The organism is Desulfobacter sp. (assembly GCA_028768525.1).
In the GTDB taxonomy this organism is placed as follows: Bacteria; Desulfobacterota; Desulfobacteria; order Desulfobacterales; family Desulfobacteraceae; genus Desulfobacter.
The window spans coordinates 1,299,464-1,320,898 of sequence record CP054837.1; the positions used below are offsets into that span (position 1 = coordinate 1,299,464).

Consider the following 21,435-nt stretch of genomic DNA (forward strand, 5'->3'; position numbering starts at 1 on the left):
AGATTCCTTTCATTAAATTGGTGGGGCAATTGTAACGATGATCCGCATTTTCGTATCGGCCATGACACCATGGGGCTCCCTGATTTCTGAAATCAGGATATCACCTTCATTTGCCGGTATTTTTGAGTCATTCTCCCCTAAAAACCATCCCTTTCCTTCAAGAACCTGGATAGATAATTCTCCGTCTAAGTCGTGAGAATGCACCGGGAATGTAACTCCGGAATCGAGGTTGAAATTAATGATCTTGAAGAATTCTGAAGTTTTTACCAGAAAGAATCGCTTCATCGCTCCCGGTGTGAATTCGTTTGTTTCAGTAAGCTTTAAAACCTTCATGGATTTCCCCTTTCTCATTTAAGAAAATGTTTATCTTGGCGCCTGCCGGATCAATCTATCCAAAACGCCATGCATGATCGTATTGATGTATGAGAAATGATTCTCGCTCGATAAAATTTTAGTTTCGGACTGAACGTACTTTGATCCGTCAATTTCGTCTTTGCAGTTCAATATCAGATTCTTGACAGTCTGAGGGGTTGACTCCAGATGAAATTGAAACCCCACAATATGATTTTCAAATACAAAGCCTTGATTTAAACAGGCCTCACTCTTGGCGATGTGCACCGCTCCCTTTGGAATATCAAACGTATCTCCATGCCAGTGGAAGACAGGTGCCTGAGGCGGGAAGACGTTCGCCAGAATAGTATCGTTGATGTCTTTGATTGTTTCTATGTCAAACCAGCCGATTTCTCTATATTTATTTTTATGAATACCTGCGCCCATCACGTCGGCGATCAGTTGAGCACCCAGGCAGATCCCCAGGATGATTTTTTTGTGCTTGACGGCATCTTCGATCAATTTTTTTTCATCATAAAGCCAGGGATAATCAGACTCGTCATTTACCCCCATGGGACCTCCCATCACGATCAGGCAATCAAAATCGTGAACAGAAGGAATCTCGAAAGAGTTGAAAAATTGTGTGTTCGTTAACTGATGGCCGCCTGCCATTAAAACCGGTTTCATCATGCCAAGGTCTTCGAATGGAACATGCTGCAGATAATGAATTTTCATCGGTTCGTTCCCTTTTTTCAGTTTCCCCTATCTTAATTCTCATCTGATGTAATTTCTTATCGCATTTGGGCGGTGGTCGCATTGACATAGATCAAGTTCAAACCAAAAAGTAAAATTGATCTATGTCAATGCGTTTCTTTCCGGCGCTACCTATACTCCATGATAAATGCCACGAATGGATAGGCTGGGGTAAATCCTGAAAAGACTTATTAGCCTGGGATTTGCCTTTTACAAAGCTGAACTTGGACCAGATAGCGAAAGGAGAGATATGAATTTCAGCCGTATCAATGAATGCTTTCAAGCCATTACAGATGAAGACGTGCTGGAGGCAATGAGAGAAATACCCGGATACCTGGATATCACGCCGTCCGACTTCATCGAAGTATACAGGATTGCCTTTGACCATGCAATCTCCCGTGTTAAAACCGCCATCCGGGCCGAGCATATTATGACCCGGAATGTGGTTTCTGTCCTTGAAGATGCACCTCTTTTGGAGGCCGCCATGCAAATGAGGGATCACGATATTTCTGGGGTTCCGGTTCTCAACGAAGAGGGGGCTGTGACCGGGGTTATATCGGAGAAAGATTTTCTGTCCAGGATGAATGAGAACAAGGAGCCGTCGTTCATGCAGGTTTTGATTCAGTGCATGGATGACAGCCGTTGCCTTGCGTTGCCCCTTAAAACGCTGAAAGCCAGGGATATCATGTCTTCACCGCCGGTGATCGTCCACCAGGGCCTCAAGCTGATGGATGTGGCCAACCTTTTGGACCGGAACAATATCAACCGTGTCCCGGTGAGTGATGATAACAACGCCCTGGTGGGGATCATTGCCAGGTCAGATCTTGTCCAGGCCATGTGCTGATACAAAGGAGACTGACCATGATTCCGTATTTTAAAAAAATGGCCGGTGGCGGGCAACGTCCCCCGAAAGTGAATCCAAGCGAAGTGTTCTGGTCCTGGATAGGGGCTTTTCTGGGGATTACCCCGGTGGCCTTTTTGAACTACAATCTGTTTTCTGGAAGTGATTTTGTTTATATCATCGGGTCATTCGGGGCCTCGGCAGTCCTGATCTACGGTGCCGTGAGAAGCCCTTTGGCCCAGCCCAGAAATCTGATCGGCGGTCACGTATTGTCCGCCTTTGTCGGTGTGGCCTGCTGGCAGCTTTTCCAGGCTTTTCCCTGGTTTGCAGCGGCGTTTTCAGTTGCAACGGCCATTGCCCTGATGCACGCCACTCAGACGCTACATCCGCCCGGTGGGGCCACAGCGCTGATCGCTGTGATCGGCAGCGAAAAAATACACGAATTGGGTTTCTTGTATGCGTTGGTTCCTGTAGGCTTGGGTGTAGTGATCATGCTTATTGTCGCCCTTGTGGTGAACAATATGGCGAGCAAAAGAAAATATCCCGAATTTTGGTTTTAATTTAAATGGACAACAATAACGTAATCTCGACAAACATGATACTATATTGCCGGCACTGGGAAGAAACAGTCGGGTTTTATCGTGATGGACTCTCTTTGAAGGTAAATTTCATGACCGACTGGTTTGTTGAATTTCTGGTATCGGGAAATGCCAGAATCAGCATCGCTGATGAGAAAAAAGCGTCGATCAAAAGCCAAGAGACTCATGGGATTACCATTGCCCTACAGGTTGATGATATCAAATCGGTTTGGGATGACTATGTGAAAAAAGGGCTGCATCCAACCCCAGTTAAAGCCCACCCATGGAACGCCAGGGTGTTCTATCTGTTTGATCCGGATGGGCGACGGCTTGAAATATGGCAGGCTGACTGACCTTCTTAACCTTGATCCATTTTTTGCCTTAGGCCAAGCCTTGTGGCCAGGTTGTGAAGGTTGCTGCGGTGCATTTTAAGACTGCGGGCCGTTGCAGCCCATTAAGATTCAAATACGAAAAAATGTTTTACCTTCTCGGAGGAAAATGAAGGAAGAAATATTAGGAATCAAGTACCCCACATTATGTCTATCATTTTTCGCTGATAGCACTGCCAATAAAGGCGATCAATTCTTTTTCCAGCGCTCAGGCCACTGATAATTCGAGAACGAGTTTTTGTGTTTGAAGTGCGCTTGAGTCACAGGGATAGTTCACAGTGTTCCGTAATCTGCAAACACCAATGGATAATAGCAAAGTCCTTACATATAAATTAATTTAAGACAGTCGGAAAGGGTGAAAAACCTTTTTAAAAAATGTTTCCCGCACACCATAGTGTGGTAAATATGTTTTTTAAAGTGCTTAAATCTACTTATTTATTACGGTATTTTTTGCTGCATTTTAGGGTTACCCAAAAAACTCAAAAACCCCGTGCTAACGGCGTCCCCTCCAAAGGGCATGAATTCTATGGCTATCCATAGCCCACCTCTGTTGATATCCATAGGATATCCTGTGACGGCTTTAAATCGAGCTTGAGACAGGCCTTCACAGGGCTTCAAATTTTAGAAACCTTGACGCCATGTTGCCCTGCTATGCCTTCGCCTTCTGGAATCGCATGGGAGAATCCCCCGGATTGGACACTGCCATTGTTAACAAGGAGGGTTTGTCTGGTTTGAAATAGATAAACTGAGGGATCAGGTCTTGGTTTGTGTGTTATGGTACCCAGTATCCACCATGCCTTTTTTCTTTTCAACCTCCAAGAGGATGGTTAAACATCTGACTCGGTGAGGCCTCCGGGTAAAGTTGTACTGATTGTCGATCAGTAGATTCTTTGTTTTTGAGGTTTTCTTTTTTTTCATTCTACCTCCAGCCTCCATTGAGCAGCATCCAAAATTATTTCAATGAATTAAGCAGCCGACCATGGTATATTCGCCCTGTCTGCAAACACAGCAGATCGTTTTTAAGTTGATCGCCCCTGGCACATAGGGTGCCGGGGGGGATCTGTATCAATCCTCTTTCGGGAAACCGCTCATCGCCTTAATACCCAGGTACGGATCTTCGCCCCGGGCAAAAGCCTGATAGTCATGCCACCATGCCGTACTTCCCGGGATTTCTCCAGGGGGAACCGGGGCATTCCGGCAGGTAGCCACAAGGAACTTTTGAAAGGCCTCCCTCTCCGGATCTGCCAGATCCGCCTTGCGAATATAGTACATGGTTTTGCCCTGGACCGTCCATGGGCGCTTTCGAGCATTAAAATCCTCCGGATACAATTTTTTCATGCGCTCCAGCAATCGCCCAGGGGGACGCTTACATTTTTTGGAGATTACATGATCAAGGTACTCTATCGTCGTGTCAAACTCCCACCAATCATGCGGCATACTGCCATGTAGATCATCCCTGATGTGTTGTATGGCCACCTTCTCGATCAAATCCGGATCTTCATTGGGGAAAGCGGTTTTGATCAATTCAATCCCTCTTTGATGGTGCAAAACAATCCTATGATAAGGACCATAGGCCGAGAAATACTGATCCAGGAACTCATGGACAAACGTACATTCCCGGCCGAACGTGGCCAGGGCCTTTGCTTCGTGGTCTTCTTGCCTCAACCAAATAACTCCTTTAATACATCATCCAGGCCCTTATCCGTATCCCGATTCAGCCAGGAATCGGCATAATCCCGATCCATATCGAATTCCGGGTCCGTCCAATCTTCCGGAATAAAACCCAGATCATCAATGATATGTCCTTCTCCCACCTGGCGAACAGGCCCGGGGATCTGCTGATTCATCAGCTCCAGGCCTCTGCGGTGGTGAAGCACGATACGATGGTACGGCCCGAACATGGCAAAATACTGATCCAGGAACGCATGGACCTCGGAGAACGGTTTCCCGAACATTTCAATGCTTCGTTGTTCGTGTTCTTCTCTTTTCATCGCTATTTCCGGATCAACTTAATATTAAGTCCTTTTTCCAAAACGAACCTTTCAAAATGGGGGAATGGCACTTCCTTTCCCCCTTCCATTTCATTTTTGGCAAGCCAGATGGAAAAATAATATTGCAAATAATCGGGCAGCTCGTCTACCTGGACGAAGCTATCCAACGTCAGATGGAGCCGTTCGCTTTTATGCCCGACTCGCCTCATACTCTCCAGGTCATCCGTATCAATGACACAATATACAGGATGAGGACCGCCCTGCCCGGGCTGCACTGCCCAGGTGTCACCTATTTTGGCTTTCCAGATCGAAGTCATGATGTATGACTCATGGATATGGCCATGGAGGGAAAGCAAGGGCTGTTCCCTTTCAAGGAACTCCCGGACGGACCACGCTGCCGGCCGATCTCCGGATGAACAAACGTCCAGGCCCAGGCCGGCCGGTGGCATGTGCATGATATACACGGCCTTTTTCATGGAGGCCTTTAGGTCCAGAGGGCTGGATGACACAAGGCCTTCATCCGGTCGCCGGACGTCAGGTTTTACCAGGGCCTCCAGTTCATCCTCCAGGGTGGGCAAAGTCCGGGCATGAGAAAACCAATCGTCGATCTCCTGCCAACCGTATCCGTTCCCTTTTGCGACCGTGTATGACGGGGTTCCCCGTTGCGGTGGGAACTCAAAGCCTTCTTTATCCATCCGGCACCGATCCTTGATGCCGAAAGGATAATCACACACCAAGTTGAATCCAATGAAATCCAGATCCCCGATGCTGACCATATCCCCTTCAGGGCGCAGAAAATGGACGTATTCAAATTCGCTGCAGGCCTCGGCCAGCAAATCATCGAACACCCGGGCATCATCGTTGCCTGGGCAAAGGATATAATGGATGCCAGCTTTTTCCCACCGGGGGAAATATGTCCTTGCCAGGTACTTGATATACTTCTGCTGCCGTTTAAAAACCGGCTCCACCTTCGGCAACAGATCCCCGCCGTTGATCACCAGGTCAGCTTCATGGCACTGCGCTTTTTTAAAAATCAGGTTGTAATATAGATCCCTGCCGTGCAGGTCTGTTGTATAGAGTATTTTCACTTGTGTTTCCCGCTTAAATTTGAGACTATTATCCCACCCTGAACCTCTCATCTTGGGCAATTGGAGCCCTCTGGTCAAGTTCAGGGCTACCCCGGACCTCTCACCTGAGGCCTTGTGTCATCCCGTTTCGGGAGACAAATAGTATCCCACGGTAATGTGCGGTTTTCTTCCTTCTACGGCCTCTGCAGCCGAACCACATCTTGCAGCAGCTCGTCTATTTCATCCTGGAGATCATTTATCAACTTATCCTTATCCCCAGGCCAGGTGAGATCTATCACTTGGGATAGGCCAAGACTTTTCCAGTATTGCCGCTTGATTCTCCACAGGGCAAGGTTGAGTTCCCTATCAGATATCGATGGATCAAAGAAATCAACCTTGATCCATCTATGCTCCTGGCCAGGAGCAACAAACCCCATATGATCATCCACAAGGACAGCATTTTTAACGCTGGCTCCCGGGATCAGGTTGAGATCCTTGTGATCAGTGTCTACGGAAAACCAATCAACCCACTCGATATCGGCATACCATTCAGGAGCATGGCCACTATCTACCAGCTCCCGTGCGATCTCCCGGACGGTTTCTTCATCGACCATTGTATACTGGACTACACGACCCAGATCCCGGCAGGCCTCTAAGAAATCATAAAGGCCAGGTCGAGGAATCCGGCTTTTTTCATCTGTGATCAGTGTCCCTTCCAGATCAAGAGCGATTGTGAAATCCATAATTCTGCCTCTTCCTTTCGTTGTGATGACAATCCGCAAAAGCCGGTTGTTTCCGTAAAATTTTAACAATTTCTTCCAGGGAATAAGGATAAAAGTTATTCGTATCCACACCTACGTCCATTTGCGGCCCGATCCCGGGCAAAGCTCCGTGACTATGGCCATAGAGCTGCCAAGCTCCATGATGGGATCTTGGCCAGGTCCTCATGGCGTAATGGCAAGCCACAATGTAAAACCGGCCAAGATCCATTTTAAACTCTTTTTCCCAAATCTCAATGATCGGGGTTTCAATGGAAATCGGCTCCTTGTCGAGCCAATAATCATGGCTCCCCCGGATGAAAATATGATTGCCGTTGAGCCGGTGGATAAAGGCCTCTACCTTACCCCTGTTTTCGACTAAAGAAAAATCCCCGACATGGACAGTGGTATCATCCGGACCTACAACCTCATTATGACGCCGAATCATGGCCTCGTTCATCTCTTCTTTGGTTTCGAACGGCCTGCCGTTGTATTCAATCGAATTAAAATGATCGTAATGCTCATCTGCTGTAAAAAACCAGTTCATCAATCAAGATCCTTCTCTTTTCCTCCATGGCAATTGTCCATGAGTTGTTTCTATCAGATCATCCGGATAGAGCTCTTTGAGCTTTTTTCTAGAAAACCGCTGTTCCGGGATGTCCTCGGGTTTTGCGGTCTGCAGCCATGCGGCCAGGGCCTCCCTTACATCATCGTAGGCCTGTAGCGTATAATTATCGAAACTATTGTCACCCTCTTTTTTTACGCACTCCGCTTTGAGGCCCGGCAGATCCGGAAAGGATATATCAATGCGCCCCGGGGATCTCTTAAAAACAGCATAAAACGATTCCCAGGTATTGATGATTTCAATAGCCTCACCCTCACAAAAAGGCACCTGCTCCACCGTTGTCCACTTAAAAAAATATTTTAAGTTATCGTAAAATAGATCCGGAATAGTCCGTTTTATGGGATCATAATGATTTTCCTCGGCAATAGGGTCCACTTCAACGGCAATTTTCAAGGGATCAAAAGGCCCCTCCATCGGATACAGCCGTAACCGCTTAATGATAGAGATATCATCATCAACAAGCCATGCCAGATGATCCACAATACTTTTTTGACTAACCTCCCCGGTCTGGATCAATTCAAGAATCATCAGAATTTTGACGAGTTCCAGGCCGTCGAGTTCGCTGCCGCCACTATATTGTACAATTCTGACCCACTGGAACAACTGTTCCGGATGAGCATACGGGCGAAAATCGTCCACAAGCAGGGCCTCATGTGACTCTATCCCAGGGATAAGGGACAGGTCTTTGTATCCTTGCCTTGGCCAATCTATATACTCGATATCCGCAAACCACTCCGGCACATCTTTTTCCCGGACCAGATTGTTTGCAACCTCACGGAATAGGCTTTCAGCAACAGCCGTATAGATAACAACCCTCTCAAACATGGTCTTTACGGCCTCTAAAAACTCATAAAGGCCAGGCCGGGGCCATTGGGTCACAGCACTGGTGATCAGCGTATATTCCAAGTCCAGGGCAAGCACCTTGATTCGGCCATGGTTGCGCCGAACCATCTCTTGATACAGTTCCGGGCCATCAAAGCGGTCATACTCGCTATACAGTCGCTTATACTCTTCCGGCATTTCGGATCTCAATCCTACCATTCATTACGCCTCTCTTCTATTTTAGCTTCAATCCTGGCCATCGCTTTGTCAAAATCCATCTCCACCAGGACTCTCCCTATATTGTTATCCACAGCATCCCAATCCGGACAATCCTCAGATCCAAAATGAATCAGTTTGCCCTCAAAACCGTCCTGGCCTTTGCCCCTGATGTTGTCATCAATCAGGATATCGCCCTTCAACAGGGCTTTATTCGGGCTGATTATCAGCCGGTGGCAAAGCTCCAGATCAAATTGCTTTTCAATCCATAACCGCTTTTCGGTATAGCAAAGCGGGTTCCGGACGCTCGGTGCTGTCAGGATATAAACGTCTGCCATCGAGCGCAACCGGTTTACCGCCTCGATTGCCCCGGGCATAGGCTCCAGGCTCAAGAAAAAATCAGGAGGGAAATGCTTGTGACCTTGTTTTATTAGCATCCTTAGATCTTTATTGGTTAATTTGCAGATCACACCATCCATATCAATGTAAATGATCATCATTACCCTCAAAAAAAAGATTAATTAATCCACTCGGCCCCTCGGTCCAGCGACTGGATGACATAAAGCCTCCTGGAGAGTTAACAAAGGGTCGGGGGCCGGTGTCCAATCTGTCCGGGAGCGCAGCGGACGGAGAATTGGACGCTGGACACCGAGCAAGACAAATGAAGTGCGTCAGTCCAACGATGACCTTTGTTTACTACCATTTCCATCTTACACAAAATGCGTTACACATTTTGCGTAAAAAAATAGTCCTTATTTTCTGCTGCTTTTGCATAAATTTAGTCTTTTAAATAGACAACTCCGTTTGACACTCAACCGGCCCGGTTATTTTACCACTCTGCCAATCCTCCAGGATTTTATATACGGTGGTCCTGGATATCATATATTTTTCGGCCACGGCTTTTTTTTCCTGGCCGGAGTCCACCAGGGCGATGATCTCTCGCTTAGTCGCATCAGAGAGTTTAGGCTTGCGACCGAATCTAACGCCCCTGGCCAATGCTTTTTTGATCCCTTCGGCCTGTCGCTCCTTGATCATGGAACGCTCAAACTCCGCAACAGCCCCCATCATTTGCAGCAACAACTTACTCATGGGGTTCTCGGTCCCATCAAATTCAAGGCCCTCTTTACGAAACCGAACCTTGACCCCTCTCTCTGTCAGATCCTCAACTAATCGCTGGAGGTCTGCCAGGTTCCTGGCCAGCCGATCCATGGAATGGACATGGAGTGTATCGCCATCCCTTACATACTCCAAGCACTCCCGCAATTTCGGCCGGTCAGTGGTGGCCCCGGAAATTTTGTCAATGAAAACCTTATCCAGATGGAAATCGGCAAGCTGCCGGTCGGTGTTTTGGTCGGCTGAACTGACCCTTATATACCCTACATCTGCCATTATTTTTGCTCCCGATCATCTAAGCTCTCTCTGGGTGCATCCTCCCCTATCCCTGCCCGTAGTTCTTTAATTGACGGAAAATCTGGACACGGCCCCTGCTCAAAAAAGTTACCCCACCCTTCTTTTTCCCGGCCAACCGTCTTGTCATTGACCCAGGACTTATCTTCATCGGTCAGGGACATATCTTTGCCCTCGCACTGATCAAGCAAATTTTTCAGATCCGCAGCCGGCACCAGGATATCTTTTCCATCTTTTACTTTTTCGACCAGGACGGGCTTTTCCAAGGCCTCTGCAAAATGTTCAAGATCCGCTTTTAATTCTGCAAGTGTTTCCCCGTGTGGGTCCATTGGGCCTTGCGTCCAGGAATCAATAGCCCCTTCCTCATTATAGTAGACTTCGTGGATGCCCAAGGTGGTGGTTCCGGATTCGGCATGATGCCTTTTAATGATTCGATAGTTCCAGGTCATTTACAAATCTCCAAAATTAATATCAACAAAAAACCAAGAGCCACCCGGTTCTTGATCTCTGATAAGATCCTGGATATTAGACGGCTCCGGAGGTTTAAAGGTCTCTCCCTCAAGATAAAGATTTACCGCCTCCTGGACGTTGGCCAGGGCCTGATCCAAAGTATCCCCAGCCGTGAAGCAACCAGGAAAATCTGGAATGGTAACACCAAAAGCAGATTTCTCGTCCTTATGGACCAGAGCAGGATATTTCACTTTCACCCTCCTAGAAAAATAATATTCGCAATTTTATCTTAAACCACTTATGTAAACTAAAGTCAAGAGTTTTATTTACATCGTGTAATATAGCTAATTTCCAAGTTTCCTTTACACGAAACCCCGGGCCGTTGCCGGCACCGGGGTTCATGTAAGAAAAAGTGTAGTTTGATTTATTTCATCCATAATCTTTCTTATCTTACCGTGGATCATACTTGAATCGATTCCTAAGCCATAATAACCCCTATTTGTGGCCGATACTCGCAACATTTGAAAAACAATGCTCATCAAACTAATGCTTTTATGCTGCGTGTTTAGTGCAAAAAATCCGCTCATAATCTAAAATAGGAATATTTTCTACGACCGCTCCGGACTTTTGAGGTAATTTATATATCGCATTTTTAATGAGGGTATTTATGTATGTTCTGTATAAAAACACATCATCAGTTTTGATATCCATTTGATATTGAAATATATCGTCCTCAGACCACATGTTTACGCAAACTTTCCAACCGACTAATCCAAAGCAATCTTCCATATGAAAATTAAAGTGATGGATTGCAGAATATATTAAGTCCCATTGGGAACTCGTATGATATTTTATACGAAAATAAATGTTATCCTCTATAACATCGTACTGAAATGGTATTTTAGACTGATAACGCAATAGAAGTTTTATTAGAAAAAATACTTTTTTTAAGTTTGCAGTATTCCTCTCAAGAAAATTGATACATCTATTGCTTTTTTCCGAGAATAGCTTGCTTTGTGGGACAGGATGTTTTTTGAGACTATTATTCCTTTTGCAAATTGATTCTTTAATGCCTTTTTTTAGTGCTTTCTGGCCTCCGGTGGTTGATAGATATAATCTTATATGCTCTAAGACCTGCTCTTTCGCATTAATTGAAAAAAATTCGGTTCGTCCATCTCCCTCATCAAACGCCACAGAATATTCTGAAACCATAAAATGCAGAGACTTTTCCAACTTAAAGACCTTCTCGGTTTCCATGGCTATCGAATAGGATGAATTATAATCGATAGGTCCCCAGTGTTTTTCAAGTTGACTAATTCTAATTCTAAGAGAATTAGCCTTCCCAATTTTCATTACTTTTTTTGCTGGAAACATCAAAATGTATAGATTTGATTTTTTAAGATCCTGCATCACGATTTTCCTCTCTTATTGTTGATGAACCTGCTATCATATAAACACAGCCATACCGTTTGCTTTAATGATAAACACATTAATGCAATAGCAAACAAAAGTCAAGTTATCTTATTGCTATAACATACATCTATTGCCACTAAAAAAAACACAGGTAGTAGAACTGACCGTAAAAGAGGAGTAACATTGGAAGGGCTATCAAATAAAATTAAAGAGGCTCGTGAACAAAAAAAGTTAACATTAGAACAACTTGCTAAAGAGGTGGGTTCGAGTAGGGGTTATATCTGGCAAATTGAAAAAGACCCCCAAAAAAAACCATCGTTTGACATCATTGTTGGCATTGCCAAAGCCTTGGGTCTATCATTAGATTACCTTGCAAACCAGAACGAATATGAAATGTCAGATGATCAAAAAAACAAAATTTTCATTCAGAACTATAATAGACTTGATGATACCTCAAAAAAAATAATTGAGGAGCTTGTAAAGCATTTAACCGAAATTTCCAGAAGTCCAAAGAAATAGCCCCCCGTTTTTTAGTAAAAAATGAATAATTTAAAGACAACCGATACAATTGTACCGCCGATGAAAAGTGCCCCTGATCTAAATGAGTATAGATGCCCTCACTGTGGTAAGTTTCTTTTTAAAGGCCATGTTAAGAGCCTGAATATGGTCTGTCACCACTGCCAACACTTAATTTCTGCGGATGCAAAAGCCTTGGTGATTTCAAAGAAATAAATCCAAACAGTCAAAGCAGGTCCGAATTTTGATATTTTGAGGTTTTTTCTGTTGCGAGGTTAGCAGGAATAGCATTGGGTCGTTTTCCGCTTGATGAAACAATATGGCTGCAGAAGTAACAAAACTCGCATTAGACACCTCGACCGTATCTGAGCTGTTTAAATTTCAGGTCCCAATAACAATAGTATTCAACGTGATCAGCGTCATTTATAATTCCCGCCAAACGACAATTAAAATTCCCGAAATTTAAGAATCAAAAAAAATGGTAGAAACATCCAAATTGAACAGAAGGAGAGATTTGGATGGTAACGGACCAGCAAGTGAGGAGGTTGTTCAAGTTGATTCAGTCAGAGAAGAGTTTCGGGATAGCAGCAATGAAAGCTGGAATGGATGAAAAAACAGCTCGAAAGTACCGTGAACACGGGAAGTTGCCGAGTGAACTCAAAACGGATCATACATGGCGCACACGCAAAGATCCGTTTGAGGAGACCTGGGATGGTATCAAAGGCATGTTGACCATAAATCCAGGTCTGGAGGCCAAGACACTGTTTGAGGATTTGCAACGCAGACACCCCGGCCGGTTCGCCGATGGACAATTACGGACCCTGCAACGGAGAATAAAGCAATGGCGTGCTACAGAGGGGCCGCCCAAAGAAATCTTTTTTGCTCAAATTCATAAGCCTGGCGAATTATGCCAGTCAGACTTCACCCACATGGATAAACTGGGCGTCACTATAGGCGGCGTCCCTTTTGACCACCTGATCTACCATTTTGTTTTGACCTATTCCAATTGGGAGACAGGTACAGTCTGTTTTTCAGAGAGTTTCGAAAGCCTGAGCCAGGGCCTGCAAAATGCCCTATGGGAACTTGGTGGTGTGCCGCAGCAACATCGCACCGATTGTCTGACATCCGCTGTTAACAAGGTAAGTCACCCTGAGGAGTTCACCAGCAGGTATCAGGATCTTGTTGACCATTACGGTATCATTCCTTGCAAAACTAACCCTGCCAGCCCCAATGAAAATGGAGACGTGGAGCAGCGCAATTATCGGTTCAAAAAAGCCGTTGACCAGGCCCTGATGCTGAGAGGACACCGGGATTTTAAAGACCGGGAAGAATATGACTTGTTCCTGGCCAAACTGTTCGCACAGCTAAATGCCGGTCGTAGGAAACGGTTTACACAAGAACTGGATCTCCTACACCGGTTGCCCAAACGCCGGCTTGATGCATGTAAAAAGATGGATTTAAAGGTTGGTCCCAGCAGTACCATTCGGGTCAATCACAACGTTTACTCTGTAGACAGCAGGCTCATAGGAGAAAATATCCAGGTCCGCCTCTACATGGAATGCCTGGAGGTCTGGTACGGCCAGAGAAAGGTCGATACTTTGCCAAGGTTGCGGGGTGAGGGCAAATATAAAATCAATTACCGGCATATCATTGACAGCCTGGTCAAAAAACCGGGGGCATTTGAAAATTATCGTTATCGTAATGCCATGTTCCCCACCAGCCGGTTCCGGATTGCCTACGATCATTTAAGAAAGCGTTATACCGTTAAAAGCTCAGCAGCAAGGTATCTGAAAATATTATACCTGGCAGCAAAGACAAGCGAGGTGGCAGTAGACAGCGCCCTGATGGTTCTAATAAACGAGGATCAGGAAATCAGCAAAGAGGCTGTTAAACGCCTTATTGAGTCCAACGCCTCTGTCAGCAGGCCGGATGATGTTCATATCCAGGCAGTTGATTTGACTCGTTATGACCAATTGCTCAAGGGGGTGGCGGCATGATCAATGATCGGGATCAGATAGACACCAATCTTAAAAGCCTCCATATGCCGACCATGCGCCGCAGTTATGAAGAAATGGCGGATCAGGCCAGGGCGGAGGCATGGGGATATGAAAAGTACCTCTTACAATTGTTGAGTCTCGAATGCGAAGTCCGCTGGCAGAACCGGATATCACGTAACCTGAGGGCATCCAAGTTGCCATCTTCCAAGACATTTGAGAATTTTGATAAAAAGCGCCTCCCCTTAAAGGTTGCCAATCATTTAAGTGTCCTGGTCAACGGCGCTTTTTTAGAGCGCTGTGAAAACATCCTGGCCTTTGGTAATCCGGGTAGCGGGAAAACCCATCTGCTCTGTGCCATTGGCCATGAATTAATTGCAAAGGGTAAGCAGGTTCTTTTTATCTCATGCAGTCAGCTCGTCCAGGATCTGCTGATTGCCAAAAGGGATCTTGAGCTAACCAAAAAACTCAAATCCCTCTCCAGGTTTGATGCTGTGATTATAGATGACATTGGGTATGTCCAACAAAGCCGGGGAGAAATGGAAGTGCTGTTTACCTTTTTGGCGGAACGGTATGAACAGGGCAGCCTGATGATCACGAGCAATCTTCCGTTCTCTAAGTGGGAACAGATTTTTAAGGACCCTATGACAACGGCAGCAGCCATCGACAGACTCGTTCATCACAGTATCATCCTTGAATTGAATGTGGAAAGCTATCGCATGGAACAGGCTAAAATGGAGGCCGAATAATGATCGAGACCAGATATACCAGGCAGGAGATTGTTGAGATTATTAAAATGATCCGACTGGATTTATACAATCGAGGCCTGAACTGCGGTGCCGGTGCTATCAGCAAGGAGATGGAAGCGGAAAATATTGAACCAATGCCGTCAGCAAGCACTATCGGACGGATACTATCGATAGAGGGCTTAACCCATGGAAGAACCGGGTTTTGTGATGGTAATTAAAAGGACTTTTTACCGGATTATAATGGGGGCCAGCCCCCAAACCCCCGGAGTTTAGCGCATTATAGACCAAAGTATGAGAGCAAAAAGCGAAAGGCCGTACGTGGAAAATACGGCCCCTCATACTTCAGTCACCTTCTCGGCGCTCAGGTTGCTCTCCAGCATAGCCTTATCCTCCGGAAGGATGGTCTTAAAAAACATAATCAGAATTGTTTTGCAAGTATTTTTTAATGAAATTAAATGGTTACGCAGGTTGGGGAACGGGAGTTTTAATTGTCGTTGAAGGAAAAAAATATTTGTCGTTGATCATCAACGCTATAATTGCCATATCTATGGGCGTTCGATTATAGACATAATGCTCGTGTGTACCGTTTTCCGTTCATAAGACCCTCCTAAAGTCATTTTTTTTATAACTCAGAAGTGTCTAAGAAACGGGAGGCGATTCATTCCAAATCTCATTTAAAACACTCTTTTTAATCAAAAGAGTACTTATTCAGTATATTTTCTTATTGTTTCTTGGATAAAACCTTCTTCTTTTAAGTCTTTAAGGACAGTATTTATACATGGAAGTGTCTGTATAAATGCCGACTTTTTGCTGACCCCCATGTGGAGCACCCATTCCATAAAGGATTGGTCAGAATGACGAAATTTTCCTCTTAGTTCAGGATGTTTTTTAAACAACCCTTTGGCTACGATTTCATTTCCAGGGAATATATCTATTCTGTGGGCCATGAGCTTTTTATAGTTCTGGTAGTCAGTTGCTACCCGGTTCACTTTCATGCTTTTTAGAAGGTCATCAAATTTTTGTCCATAACTGTATCCGATGGTTGCACCGATCTTGTAAGATTTTAGATCTTTTAGACTTGAGAAATGAAGAATACCGCCTTTTCTGTCAACAGCAGACCAGATTAGCCCTCGAACCTTCATAATGGGAATTGTATATTGGATATATTCAGATCGTTCAGTGGTTTTGATTAGGATCATTATAGCGTCAATTTTACCCTCTTTTGCATACCCTAGAGCCCGCTTTAAGGGGTAGAGCGTCACATCAGTCTCGATAGATAGGCGTCCGAACAATTCATCTATAATTTCTACTGCAATACCGCATATTTTTCCTTCCTCCTCCAAATAAAAAGGGGGATATTTAAAGGCTCCTAACTTTATAGAATGTTTGTTCATGCACCATAAATTGGGCGACCCGATAATAGTTATGAAACAAAACAACAAGAACCCTACCATTTTCTTCGAAGGAAATATAATTCCTATCGTATAAGAGATATCAACCATCTGATAGGAGGATTGGTCCATGTCGTTTCTCCTAATCCGCTACGAAATTTACTATATGAGGATGGCATCATAGGCCATTTGTAGGTTTTAAATTAGTTTATTTTTTTAGCGTTGATTTTGCAATCATAGTTAGTCTGCAATGTGATTGCAACAAAATTAAAATGGCCGGATTATAAATTGAAATTTTATTATCTGGATTCTTTCTAAAAGAGATCTTGCCAAAGGACCAAAAATCAAGCTACAATCCAATTGATTGCTTTTCTCCACTAATTTTTCCAAGGAGATGTTTGTGTCATTTTTCTATTCAGAAAACATTCTGGAGAATTAACAATTCCTTTACAAGGCAACTCCTTTACTCCAGATCCGAATGGAAAGGGAGAGCCATCTAATTTACAGAATTGTCTTGTTTCAAGCTGATCAATGATAAAACCGTTGTCAGAGCTTCTTTTTATAATTTTTTTATTTTTTTGTGCGTATTTACAATCAAACATAATATCGCATTTCTATTTTTTCAAAAGTTAAGCCAGTTCTCTTCACCGTTGTCTTCGTGCGAGGGTAATTGCGTTCAATATAGGGACATTTGTTCAATTCTCCGACCATTTTCCACCGTTACTATAAATTCCCTTTGTTTTTATTTTCTGATAATATTGACTAATCAATCCATTCTACTTTGTATATAGGGGTATATACTTATGTTTTGAAGTATTCATACCTATCAAAACCTGAAGGGCAATCGCAAAATGCAATTGACAGTGAGTTGCGGAGCATAATAAAGAAATGAAAATTAATTTTAATGAAATTAGCGTTCCTTAAAATATTCAAGGTTAAAAATGTTCATGCATTCTTCTGATTCACTGCTATCCAAAGAAAAGCTAAGACGAATCAAAATGAAAAAGCAGGTTTCAGCCTTAAATACATTTTGGATCGTAAAATATTTGGGTCAATATCATAGTGAAATCAGCATTGAAGAGATAATGCAAGATGTCCATCAAGATTGCCCTTTTCTTGTTGAGAATTTAAAAACAGGTTTCATGGAACCGGTAGCGAAAGTTCACTTGCTCGACACCGCTTACTGGTTTTCAAATGAATTTATGATTCGGTTGTACGAATGCGTTCAAAAAAGAGTACTCGATCCAAATCTTGGATATAAAATAGGTAAAACAAGTTATAGGGCCCAGCACATAATAAAGACAGCAATTGGTATACCACTCATGGGGCCCTATACACTATTAAAAATAATGTCAAGGGAGAATAGGAAATATAACCGGACCAAAGAGAATGTCATTAGAAAGCTTACAAAAGGACATGTTATCATAGAGGTTATCCATAAAGAAAATGTTATCATTAATGACTTTGCTTTGGCATGGCATATTGGTATTTTTGAATCTTATGCTAGAATTGCAGGCGCAAGCAATGTGATCGTTAAAGGGCGCAATTTAGAGGAAGGCCCCAAAAAATATGGAGATCTGGGGCGAGCCAGGTGGGAATTTGATATTCGATTCACACACCATAACTTTTTCGCACGTATATTCAATCTGATTATTTCTCATGTTCCAGTTGTAAAAGATACAATCGAAAATGCGAATGCAGTTCAAGAAGAATTCACTGAGCAGATTCTAAATAGAGACAAAATAATTAGGGAAAAAACCCAAAGACTCAATCGCATCCAGGCTAAAATTTTTAACGCCGAACGTTATGCGATTGAACAGCAACTGAAGAATATTTCTAAAGAGTTGGTGTCCACAGAAGAGCGTGAGCGCCGTTTGATAGCCGAGGAACTCCATGATAGTATCAGTCAATCTTTAGCACTAAGTCTATCTAAACTAAAAAATTTCAATCAGTCTTCTGAGGGAAAAAGTCGAGACCTTGAAATGGTAGAATCCTCTCTGGAGCAGGTACTCTCAGATATTCGGTCTCTCACATTCCAGATAAATCCTCCAATTCTATATGATTTGGGACTTAAGGCAGCGATTGAGTGGATTGTTGCAGACCTTGGGAAAAGAAATAATACGTATATACAATTGAATGACAACATTAAGGGGCCAATTGTTCTTGAAGAGTCTCTCAAAATAACTATGTACAGATCAATTCGGGAATTGATAATAAATGTCATCAAACATGCTACAGCAAAACAAGTACAGGTAACGCTGTCAACTTTTGAGAATTCATATGTAGTTAGCATTGAAGATGATGGTATTGGTTTTGACCTAGTACAATCTGTAGGGAAGAATAAAAAAGGGTTCGGATTATTCAGCATAAATGAAAGACTGAAGGCTCTTGGTGGTGAAATGGAGATAGACACAGCCCCCGGAAAAGGGGTCCATGTGATGTTGATTGCGCCAATGAAAGGGTCAAAATAAAAATATGGCTGACAAAAAGATTACAATTTTACTTGCCGATGACCATGAAATCTTAAGGCACAGCCTGAAAAAGACTTTAGAACAACATCAAGAGTTCAAGGTTGTCGGCGACACAAATAATGGATTGGATGCGGTTCAGTTGGCAAATTTATTATACCCTAAAGTAGTCTTAATGGACATTAGCATGCCAGATCTCAACGGTGTTGAAGCCACCAAAAAAATAATCAAATCTAACCCTGATACCAATGTGATTGCATTGTCTATGATGTGCGATGAGTACTCTGTTAAACGAATGTTAGCAGCAGGTGCAAGAGGATTCATACTAAAATCATGTCCGTTTGAAGAATTATACAATGCGATAAAAAAAGTGAATTCGGGAGACAGACATCTGTGCTCTGAAGCTCTGGATTTTGTAATAAAAACGATCCAGAATCCGGAATCTGAGAAAATAAAATCCGTTGCTGAAAAACTAACATTCAGAGAACTTAATGTGCTGCAACTTATTGCGGAAGGAAATACAAGTATTGAAATTTCCAACAAGCTTGAAATAAGCAAACGCACTGTTGATATTCATCGGAGCAATATAATGAGCAAACTCAATACAAGAACAATAGCTGGTTTGACCAAAATAGCCATTAAAGAAGGCTTAACTGATCTTTAAAAACGCTGCACCGAAACCAGCCATATGATTAAGTCACACTTTGCAAAAAAATATTTTTTCGACACATCTCAAAGGTCAGGTGAACATCAAACTTTCTGCCCGATACTGAGTAAGCATGGCATGTCTACGGCAGTTTTGCCTCAGGTCCGGAGAGCCGAAACAGATCCATAGAACACCAGAAAAAAAGGTTGAGAGGTTGCCTTTTTGAGAATTCAAATGATTTATTTGCCTACCGCTATTCATTCGGAAATCAGTCGGGTACCATCTTTAATTATCCAAGGGCCGGTAAAATTTTCGGGTTGCCTGGGGCCTAATTCTACTGGAAGCATATATGGGATTTGAAGAGTTTATCCTACTCTATTTTTTGTAGAATTGATAAGTGGGACCAATATCTAATAACCATATTTAATCAAATCATAAGATGTCTTGACAGTCTGTAAAAAATGCAATTATAGTATTTCATACGCTTTGCCCCACATTGACAACGAATGGAAATCAATACAGGATATTACCGTTTCGTAGTATATCAAAATGTTCTCTTTATAGAGGCATTTTCAGTCTGGAATCAAACAATTGCCAGAGAGGGACTTCTTTGTTTCACGGACTTGGTTTTTGAATACTACATCAACAAAAGGTGGGCTATCTTTGCTGATATAAAAAATTGCAATCTTAACATTCCGAGACCCGAAACTGTTCTCAAGGATATTTTTAACGGAATAACAATCCTGCCAACCCATGTAGCCCATGTAGTTGGCAATTCTAAAAAACAAAAATGGAAAGTTAATAAACCAATCAGAACCAAAGGTGATTTGCTAATATCTTTTTTTAGCACCAAGAAAGAGGCAGAAGCTTGGTTAGACTTATTTGGCTACAGAATGTTTCCTTGAAGGATTGAACCATGTCTATTGAAGTTGATCGAAATATAGTTAAGAATCTCACTGCATACACAGCCAAAGGTAAAATAACCGTGAATGATTTCATCTATGAGGTGAAAAAATTTTATGAAAGGAATCCCACAGAGAATGTCCTCTGGAATCTGTTGGATGCTGACCTTTGGGGGCTCAATGCTAAAGATATGGAATCCATTTCCAGTTCTACTTTAAGCTATAAGTCAGATTACATTCGAATAAAAGTTGCCATAGTTGTCTGCGATGAGCATTCTTATGACTTATCAATTTGGTTTAGGAATTATGCAGAAATGGATGACAGTCCCTTCCGTATAGAAGTTTTCAAGTCATTGACTGAGGCCAACAAATGGCTTGAGTAGGACACCCCTTATCTCACATAAGGGCGCTTTAATTGCCTTCGAATAGGGCTATGCAAAAAACACAGACAATTTCTGGCAGCAGTAACCAAATCAAACACAGTATATGGCATTGAAAATGGAATTACTTAATTCAATTTTATCGTCAATGGGTCCAGTATCTAAACTTTTATCTGCAGCGATTTTTTTAACGATATTAATTCTAATTTTTAGGACAATATGGATTAGCTATCAGCGTGGAAAGGATCCCAAGAAAAATATTGTCAAAGACATATATGTTGTATCTATTCAGAACAAAAACCCTTTTGACGACGCACCTTCTTCCAAGAACTATAAAATTTCAACCATTCACGCAAAAGGTAAAGAAAAACGGAAATTTCCCAGATACAATGTCGAATCCCAAGTTGAGTTTATAAAAAACGGAAAGCTATTTAAAGAAACATCAAAAGATTTAAGTTATACAGGAATCTTTTTAAATTCCAAAATGCCAGATCGGTATAAAGTAGGTGATAAGGTTATGCTCACGTTTCAACTCCCGAAAGAAGGCCCCAAAAAACGGAATGGCTTTATCGTTCGAAAAAATAATAGTGGTATTGGGATTCATTTTGTATTCTAATCGTACTAACCAACTTGCTTATCAATGATAGTAAAATCCTATAAATTTAATTTATTAAAGAGTATCGATTCCGCCCAAAGATCTGAAACAGTCAATTTAATATCGGATTATCTGGATTTTTTGAAACAGAGCC

General features: G+C 42.9%; 27 protein-coding genes. 12 read left to right on the forward strand and 15 right to left on the reverse strand.

Translation table 11 applies throughout. The features are described from left to right. Window positions 1-12: 12 nt before the first annotated feature. Together HUN04_05970 and HUN04_05975 are read right to left on the reverse strand one after the other, a co-directional pair. On the reverse strand, window positions 13-333 hold the full coding sequence (locus HUN04_05970; protein WDP89297.1) for a cupin: 321 nt from the start codon (window positions 331-333) through the stop codon (window positions 13-15). Between the two features lie 30 nt (window positions 334-363). Further along, the gene (locus HUN04_05975) at window positions 364-1,065 is read right to left on the reverse strand and encodes a type 1 glutamine amidotransferase (protein ID WDP89298.1); all 702 of its coding nucleotides are present in this window, start codon (window positions 1,063-1,065) and stop codon (window positions 364-366) included. Window positions 1,066-1,333: 268 nt separating this feature from the next. Between HUN04_05975 and HUN04_05980 the strand changes: the two genes are divergently transcribed. From HUN04_05980 to HUN04_05990, 3 genes are read left to right on the forward strand one after another with little or no spacing between them, the layout of a single operon-like run. Beyond that, the gene (locus tag HUN04_05980) at window positions 1,334-1,927 is read left to right on the forward strand and encodes a CBS domain-containing protein (protein ID WDP89299.1); all 594 of its coding nucleotides are present in this window, start codon (window positions 1,334-1,336) and stop codon (window positions 1,925-1,927) included. Between the two features lie 17 nt (window positions 1,928-1,944). Further along, a complete protein-coding gene (locus HUN04_05985; protein ID WDP89300.1) occupies window positions 1,945-2,484 on the forward strand; it encodes an HPP family protein in 540 nt (179 codons plus the stop codon). Between the two features lie 5 nt (window positions 2,485-2,489). After that, the gene (locus HUN04_05990; protein ID WDP89301.1) at window positions 2,490-2,855 is read left to right on the forward strand and encodes a VOC family protein; all 366 of its coding nucleotides are present in this window, start codon (window positions 2,490-2,492) and stop codon (window positions 2,853-2,855) included. 1,101 nt (window positions 2,856-3,956) lie between these two features. Here HUN04_05990 and HUN04_05995 read toward each other — a convergent pair. The 11 genes from HUN04_05995 to HUN04_06045 form a co-directional block, all read right to left on the reverse strand. Then, entirely contained in the window at window positions 3,957-4,556 is a 600-nt protein-coding gene (locus HUN04_05995) for a hypothetical protein (protein WDP89302.1), read from the reverse strand. Further along, complete coding sequence (locus tag HUN04_06000; protein ID WDP89303.1) at window positions 4,553-4,882, reverse strand: hypothetical protein; 330 nt, start codon at window positions 4,880-4,882, stop codon at window positions 4,553-4,555. Before HUN04_06000 ends, HUN04_05995 begins: the two co-directional genes overlap by 4 nt. Window positions 4,883-4,884: 2 nt before the next feature. Beyond that, window positions 4,885-5,970, reverse strand: a complete 1,086-nt coding sequence (locus HUN04_06005; GenBank protein ID WDP89304.1) for a metallophosphoesterase — start codon at window positions 5,968-5,970, stop codon at window positions 4,885-4,887. A 173-nt stretch (window positions 5,971-6,143) separates the two neighbouring features. Next, window positions 6,144-6,692 carry a hypothetical protein gene (locus HUN04_06010; GenBank protein WDP89305.1) on the reverse strand — a complete coding sequence of 183 codons (549 nt, stop codon included), beginning with the start codon at window positions 6,690-6,692 and terminating at the stop codon, window positions 6,144-6,146. Continuing rightward, window positions 6,670-7,254: a phosphoesterase gene (locus HUN04_06015; protein ID WDP89306.1), complete on the reverse strand. Its 585-nt coding sequence runs from the start codon at window positions 7,252-7,254 to the stop codon at window positions 6,670-6,672. Before HUN04_06015 ends, HUN04_06010 begins: the two co-directional genes overlap by 23 nt. Before the next feature lie 3 nt (window positions 7,255-7,257). Beyond that, window positions 7,258-8,373, reverse strand: a complete 1,116-nt coding sequence (locus tag HUN04_06020; GenBank protein ID WDP89307.1) for a hypothetical protein — start codon at window positions 8,371-8,373, stop codon at window positions 7,258-7,260. Then, window positions 8,367-8,867, reverse strand: a complete 501-nt coding sequence (locus HUN04_06025) for a hypothetical protein (protein WDP93177.1) — start codon at window positions 8,865-8,867, stop codon at window positions 8,367-8,369. The genes HUN04_06020 and HUN04_06025 overlap by 7 nt, the downstream gene beginning before the upstream one ends. A 289-nt stretch (window positions 8,868-9,156) precedes the next feature. Continuing rightward, window positions 9,157-9,759: a recombinase family protein gene (locus HUN04_06030; GenBank protein ID WDP89308.1), complete on the reverse strand. Its 603-nt coding sequence runs from the start codon at window positions 9,757-9,759 to the stop codon at window positions 9,157-9,159. Beyond that, complete coding sequence (locus HUN04_06035; protein WDP89309.1) at window positions 9,759-10,226, reverse strand: hypothetical protein; 468 nt, start codon at window positions 10,224-10,226, stop codon at window positions 9,759-9,761. Before HUN04_06035 ends, HUN04_06030 begins: the two co-directional genes overlap by 1 nt. Then, a complete protein-coding gene (locus HUN04_06040) occupies window positions 10,227-10,478 on the reverse strand; it encodes a type II toxin-antitoxin system HicB family antitoxin (GenBank protein WDP89310.1) in 252 nt (83 codons plus the stop codon). Between the two features lie 301 nt (window positions 10,479-10,779). Next, the gene (locus HUN04_06045) at window positions 10,780-11,637 is read right to left on the reverse strand and encodes a GIY-YIG nuclease family protein (protein WDP89311.1); all 858 of its coding nucleotides are present in this window, start codon (window positions 11,635-11,637) and stop codon (window positions 10,780-10,782) included. Between the two features lie 186 nt (window positions 11,638-11,823). On the opposite strand from HUN04_06045, the gene HUN04_06050 reads away from it, so the two are divergent. The 4 genes from HUN04_06050 (at window position 11,824) to HUN04_06065 (ending at window position 15,117) form a co-directional block, all read left to right on the forward strand. Continuing rightward, window positions 11,824-12,159: a helix-turn-helix transcriptional regulator gene (locus HUN04_06050; protein ID WDP89312.1), complete on the forward strand. Its 336-nt coding sequence runs from the start codon at window positions 11,824-11,826 to the stop codon at window positions 12,157-12,159. A 554-nt stretch (window positions 12,160-12,713) separates the two neighbouring features. Next, window positions 12,714-14,153 carry an IS21 family transposase gene (locus HUN04_06055; protein ID WDP93178.1) on the forward strand — a complete coding sequence of 480 codons (1,440 nt, stop codon included), beginning with the start codon at window positions 12,714-12,716 and terminating at the stop codon, window positions 14,151-14,153. Further along, window positions 14,150-14,899 carry an ATP-binding protein gene (locus HUN04_06060; protein WDP89313.1) on the forward strand — a complete coding sequence of 250 codons (750 nt, stop codon included), beginning with the start codon at window positions 14,150-14,152 and terminating at the stop codon, window positions 14,897-14,899. Before HUN04_06055 ends, HUN04_06060 begins: the two co-directional genes overlap by 4 nt. Next, entirely contained in the window at window positions 14,899-15,117 is a 219-nt protein-coding gene (locus HUN04_06065) for a hypothetical protein (protein WDP89314.1), read from the forward strand. Before HUN04_06060 ends, HUN04_06065 begins: the two co-directional genes overlap by 1 nt. 486 nt (window positions 15,118-15,603) lie before the next feature. On the opposite strand, the gene HUN04_06070 is transcribed toward HUN04_06065, so the two are convergent. Both HUN04_06070 and HUN04_06075 read right to left on the reverse strand, forming a co-directional pair. After that, window positions 15,604-16,422: a transporter substrate-binding domain-containing protein gene (locus tag HUN04_06070; GenBank protein WDP89315.1), complete on the reverse strand. Its 819-nt coding sequence runs from the start codon at window positions 16,420-16,422 to the stop codon at window positions 15,604-15,606. A gap of 245 nt (window positions 16,423-16,667) precedes the next feature. After that, window positions 16,668-16,892: a hypothetical protein gene (locus tag HUN04_06075; protein ID WDP89316.1), complete on the reverse strand. Its 225-nt coding sequence runs from the start codon at window positions 16,890-16,892 to the stop codon at window positions 16,668-16,670. Window positions 16,893-17,288: 396 nt separating this feature from the next. Here HUN04_06075 and HUN04_06080 point away from each other — a divergent pair, with 396 nt between their 5' ends. The 5 genes from HUN04_06080 to HUN04_06100 all read left to right on the forward strand — a co-directional run bounded on the left by HUN04_06080 (window position 17,289) and on the right by HUN04_06100 (window position 21,302). Beyond that, the gene (locus tag HUN04_06080) at window positions 17,289-18,761 is read left to right on the forward strand and encodes a sensor histidine kinase (GenBank protein ID WDP89317.1); all 1,473 of its coding nucleotides are present in this window, start codon (window positions 17,289-17,291) and stop codon (window positions 18,759-18,761) included. A 4-nt stretch (window positions 18,762-18,765) separates the two neighbouring features. Then, a complete protein-coding gene (locus HUN04_06085) occupies window positions 18,766-19,422 on the forward strand; it encodes a response regulator transcription factor (GenBank protein WDP89318.1) in 657 nt (218 codons plus the stop codon). A gap of 488 nt (window positions 19,423-19,910) precedes the next feature. After that, window positions 19,911-20,309, forward strand: a complete 399-nt coding sequence (locus HUN04_06090) for a hypothetical protein (protein WDP89319.1) — start codon at window positions 19,911-19,913, stop codon at window positions 20,307-20,309. An 11-nt stretch (window positions 20,310-20,320) separates the two neighbouring features. Beyond that, the gene (locus tag HUN04_06095) at window positions 20,321-20,689 is read left to right on the forward strand and encodes a hypothetical protein (GenBank protein ID WDP89320.1); all 369 of its coding nucleotides are present in this window, start codon (window positions 20,321-20,323) and stop codon (window positions 20,687-20,689) included. A 115-nt stretch (window positions 20,690-20,804) separates the two neighbouring features. Further along, window positions 20,805-21,302 (forward strand): PilZ domain-containing protein, encoded by a 498-nt coding sequence (locus tag HUN04_06100; GenBank protein ID WDP89321.1) that lies wholly within the window; start codon window positions 20,805-20,807, stop codon window positions 21,300-21,302. Window positions 21,303-21,435: the final 133 nt, after the last annotated feature.

Excerpts from the sequence above, each read along its gene's own strand:
- HUN04_06060 (WDP89313.1), top strand. The coding sequence starts at position 14,150 with ATGATCAATGATCGGGATCAGATAGACACCAATCTTAAAAGCCTCCAT.
- HUN04_06065 (WDP89314.1), top strand. The coding sequence starts at position 14,899 with ATGATCGAGACCAGATATACCAGGCAGGAGATTGTTGAGATTATTAAA.
- HUN04_06100 (WDP89321.1), top strand. The coding sequence starts at position 20,805 with ATGGAATTACTTAATTCAATTTTATCGTCAATGGGTCCAGTATCTAAA.
- HUN04_06010 (WDP89305.1), bottom strand. The coding sequence starts at position 6,692 with ATGGATTTCACAATCGCTCTTGATCTGGAAGGGACACTGATCACAGAT.
- HUN04_05985 (WDP89300.1), top strand. The coding sequence starts at position 1,945 with ATGATTCCGTATTTTAAAAAAATGGCCGGTGGCGGGCAACGTCCCCCG.
- HUN04_06000 (WDP89303.1), bottom strand. The coding sequence starts at position 4,882 with ATGAAAAGAGAAGAACACGAACAACGAAGCATTGAAATGTTCGGGAAA.
- HUN04_06025 (WDP93177.1), bottom strand. The coding sequence starts at position 8,867 with ATGATCATTTACATTGATATGGATGGTGTGATCTGCAAATTAACCAAT.
- HUN04_06045 (WDP89311.1), bottom strand. The coding sequence starts at position 11,637 with ATGCAGGATCTTAAAAAATCAAATCTATACATTTTGATGTTTCCAGCA.
- HUN04_05975 (WDP89298.1), bottom strand. The coding sequence starts at position 1,065 with ATGAAAATTCATTATCTGCAGCATGTTCCATTCGAAGACCTTGGCATG.
- HUN04_06080 (WDP89317.1), top strand. The coding sequence starts at position 17,289 with ATGAAAAAGCAGGTTTCAGCCTTAAATACATTTTGGATCGTAAAATAT.
- HUN04_06085 (WDP89318.1), top strand. The coding sequence starts at position 18,766 with ATGGCTGACAAAAAGATTACAATTTTACTTGCCGATGACCATGAAATC.
- HUN04_06030 (WDP89308.1), bottom strand. The coding sequence starts at position 9,759 with ATGGCAGATGTAGGGTATATAAGGGTCAGTTCAGCCGACCAAAACACC.
- HUN04_05980 (WDP89299.1), top strand. The coding sequence starts at position 1,334 with ATGAATTTCAGCCGTATCAATGAATGCTTTCAAGCCATTACAGATGAA.
- HUN04_05970 (WDP89297.1), bottom strand. The coding sequence starts at position 333 with ATGAAGGTTTTAAAGCTTACTGAAACAAACGAATTCACACCGGGAGCG.
- HUN04_06070 (WDP89315.1), bottom strand. The coding sequence starts at position 16,422 with ATGGACCAATCCTCCTATCAGATGGTTGATATCTCTTATACGATAGGA.
- HUN04_06090 (WDP89319.1), top strand. The coding sequence starts at position 19,911 with ATGGAAATCAATACAGGATATTACCGTTTCGTAGTATATCAAAATGTT.
- HUN04_06035 (WDP89309.1), bottom strand. The coding sequence starts at position 10,226 with ATGACCTGGAACTATCGAATCATTAAAAGGCATCATGCCGAATCCGGA.
- HUN04_06015 (WDP89306.1), bottom strand. The coding sequence starts at position 7,254 with ATGAACTGGTTTTTTACAGCAGATGAGCATTACGATCATTTTAATTCG.
- HUN04_06020 (WDP89307.1), bottom strand. The coding sequence starts at position 8,373 with ATGGTAGGATTGAGATCCGAAATGCCGGAAGAGTATAAGCGACTGTAT.
- HUN04_06095 (WDP89320.1), top strand. The coding sequence starts at position 20,321 with ATGTCTATTGAAGTTGATCGAAATATAGTTAAGAATCTCACTGCATAC.
- HUN04_05990 (WDP89301.1), top strand. The coding sequence starts at position 2,490 with ATGGACAACAATAACGTAATCTCGACAAACATGATACTATATTGCCGG.
- HUN04_06075 (WDP89316.1), bottom strand. The coding sequence starts at position 16,892 with ATGTTTGATTGTAAATACGCACAAAAAAATAAAAAAATTATAAAAAGA.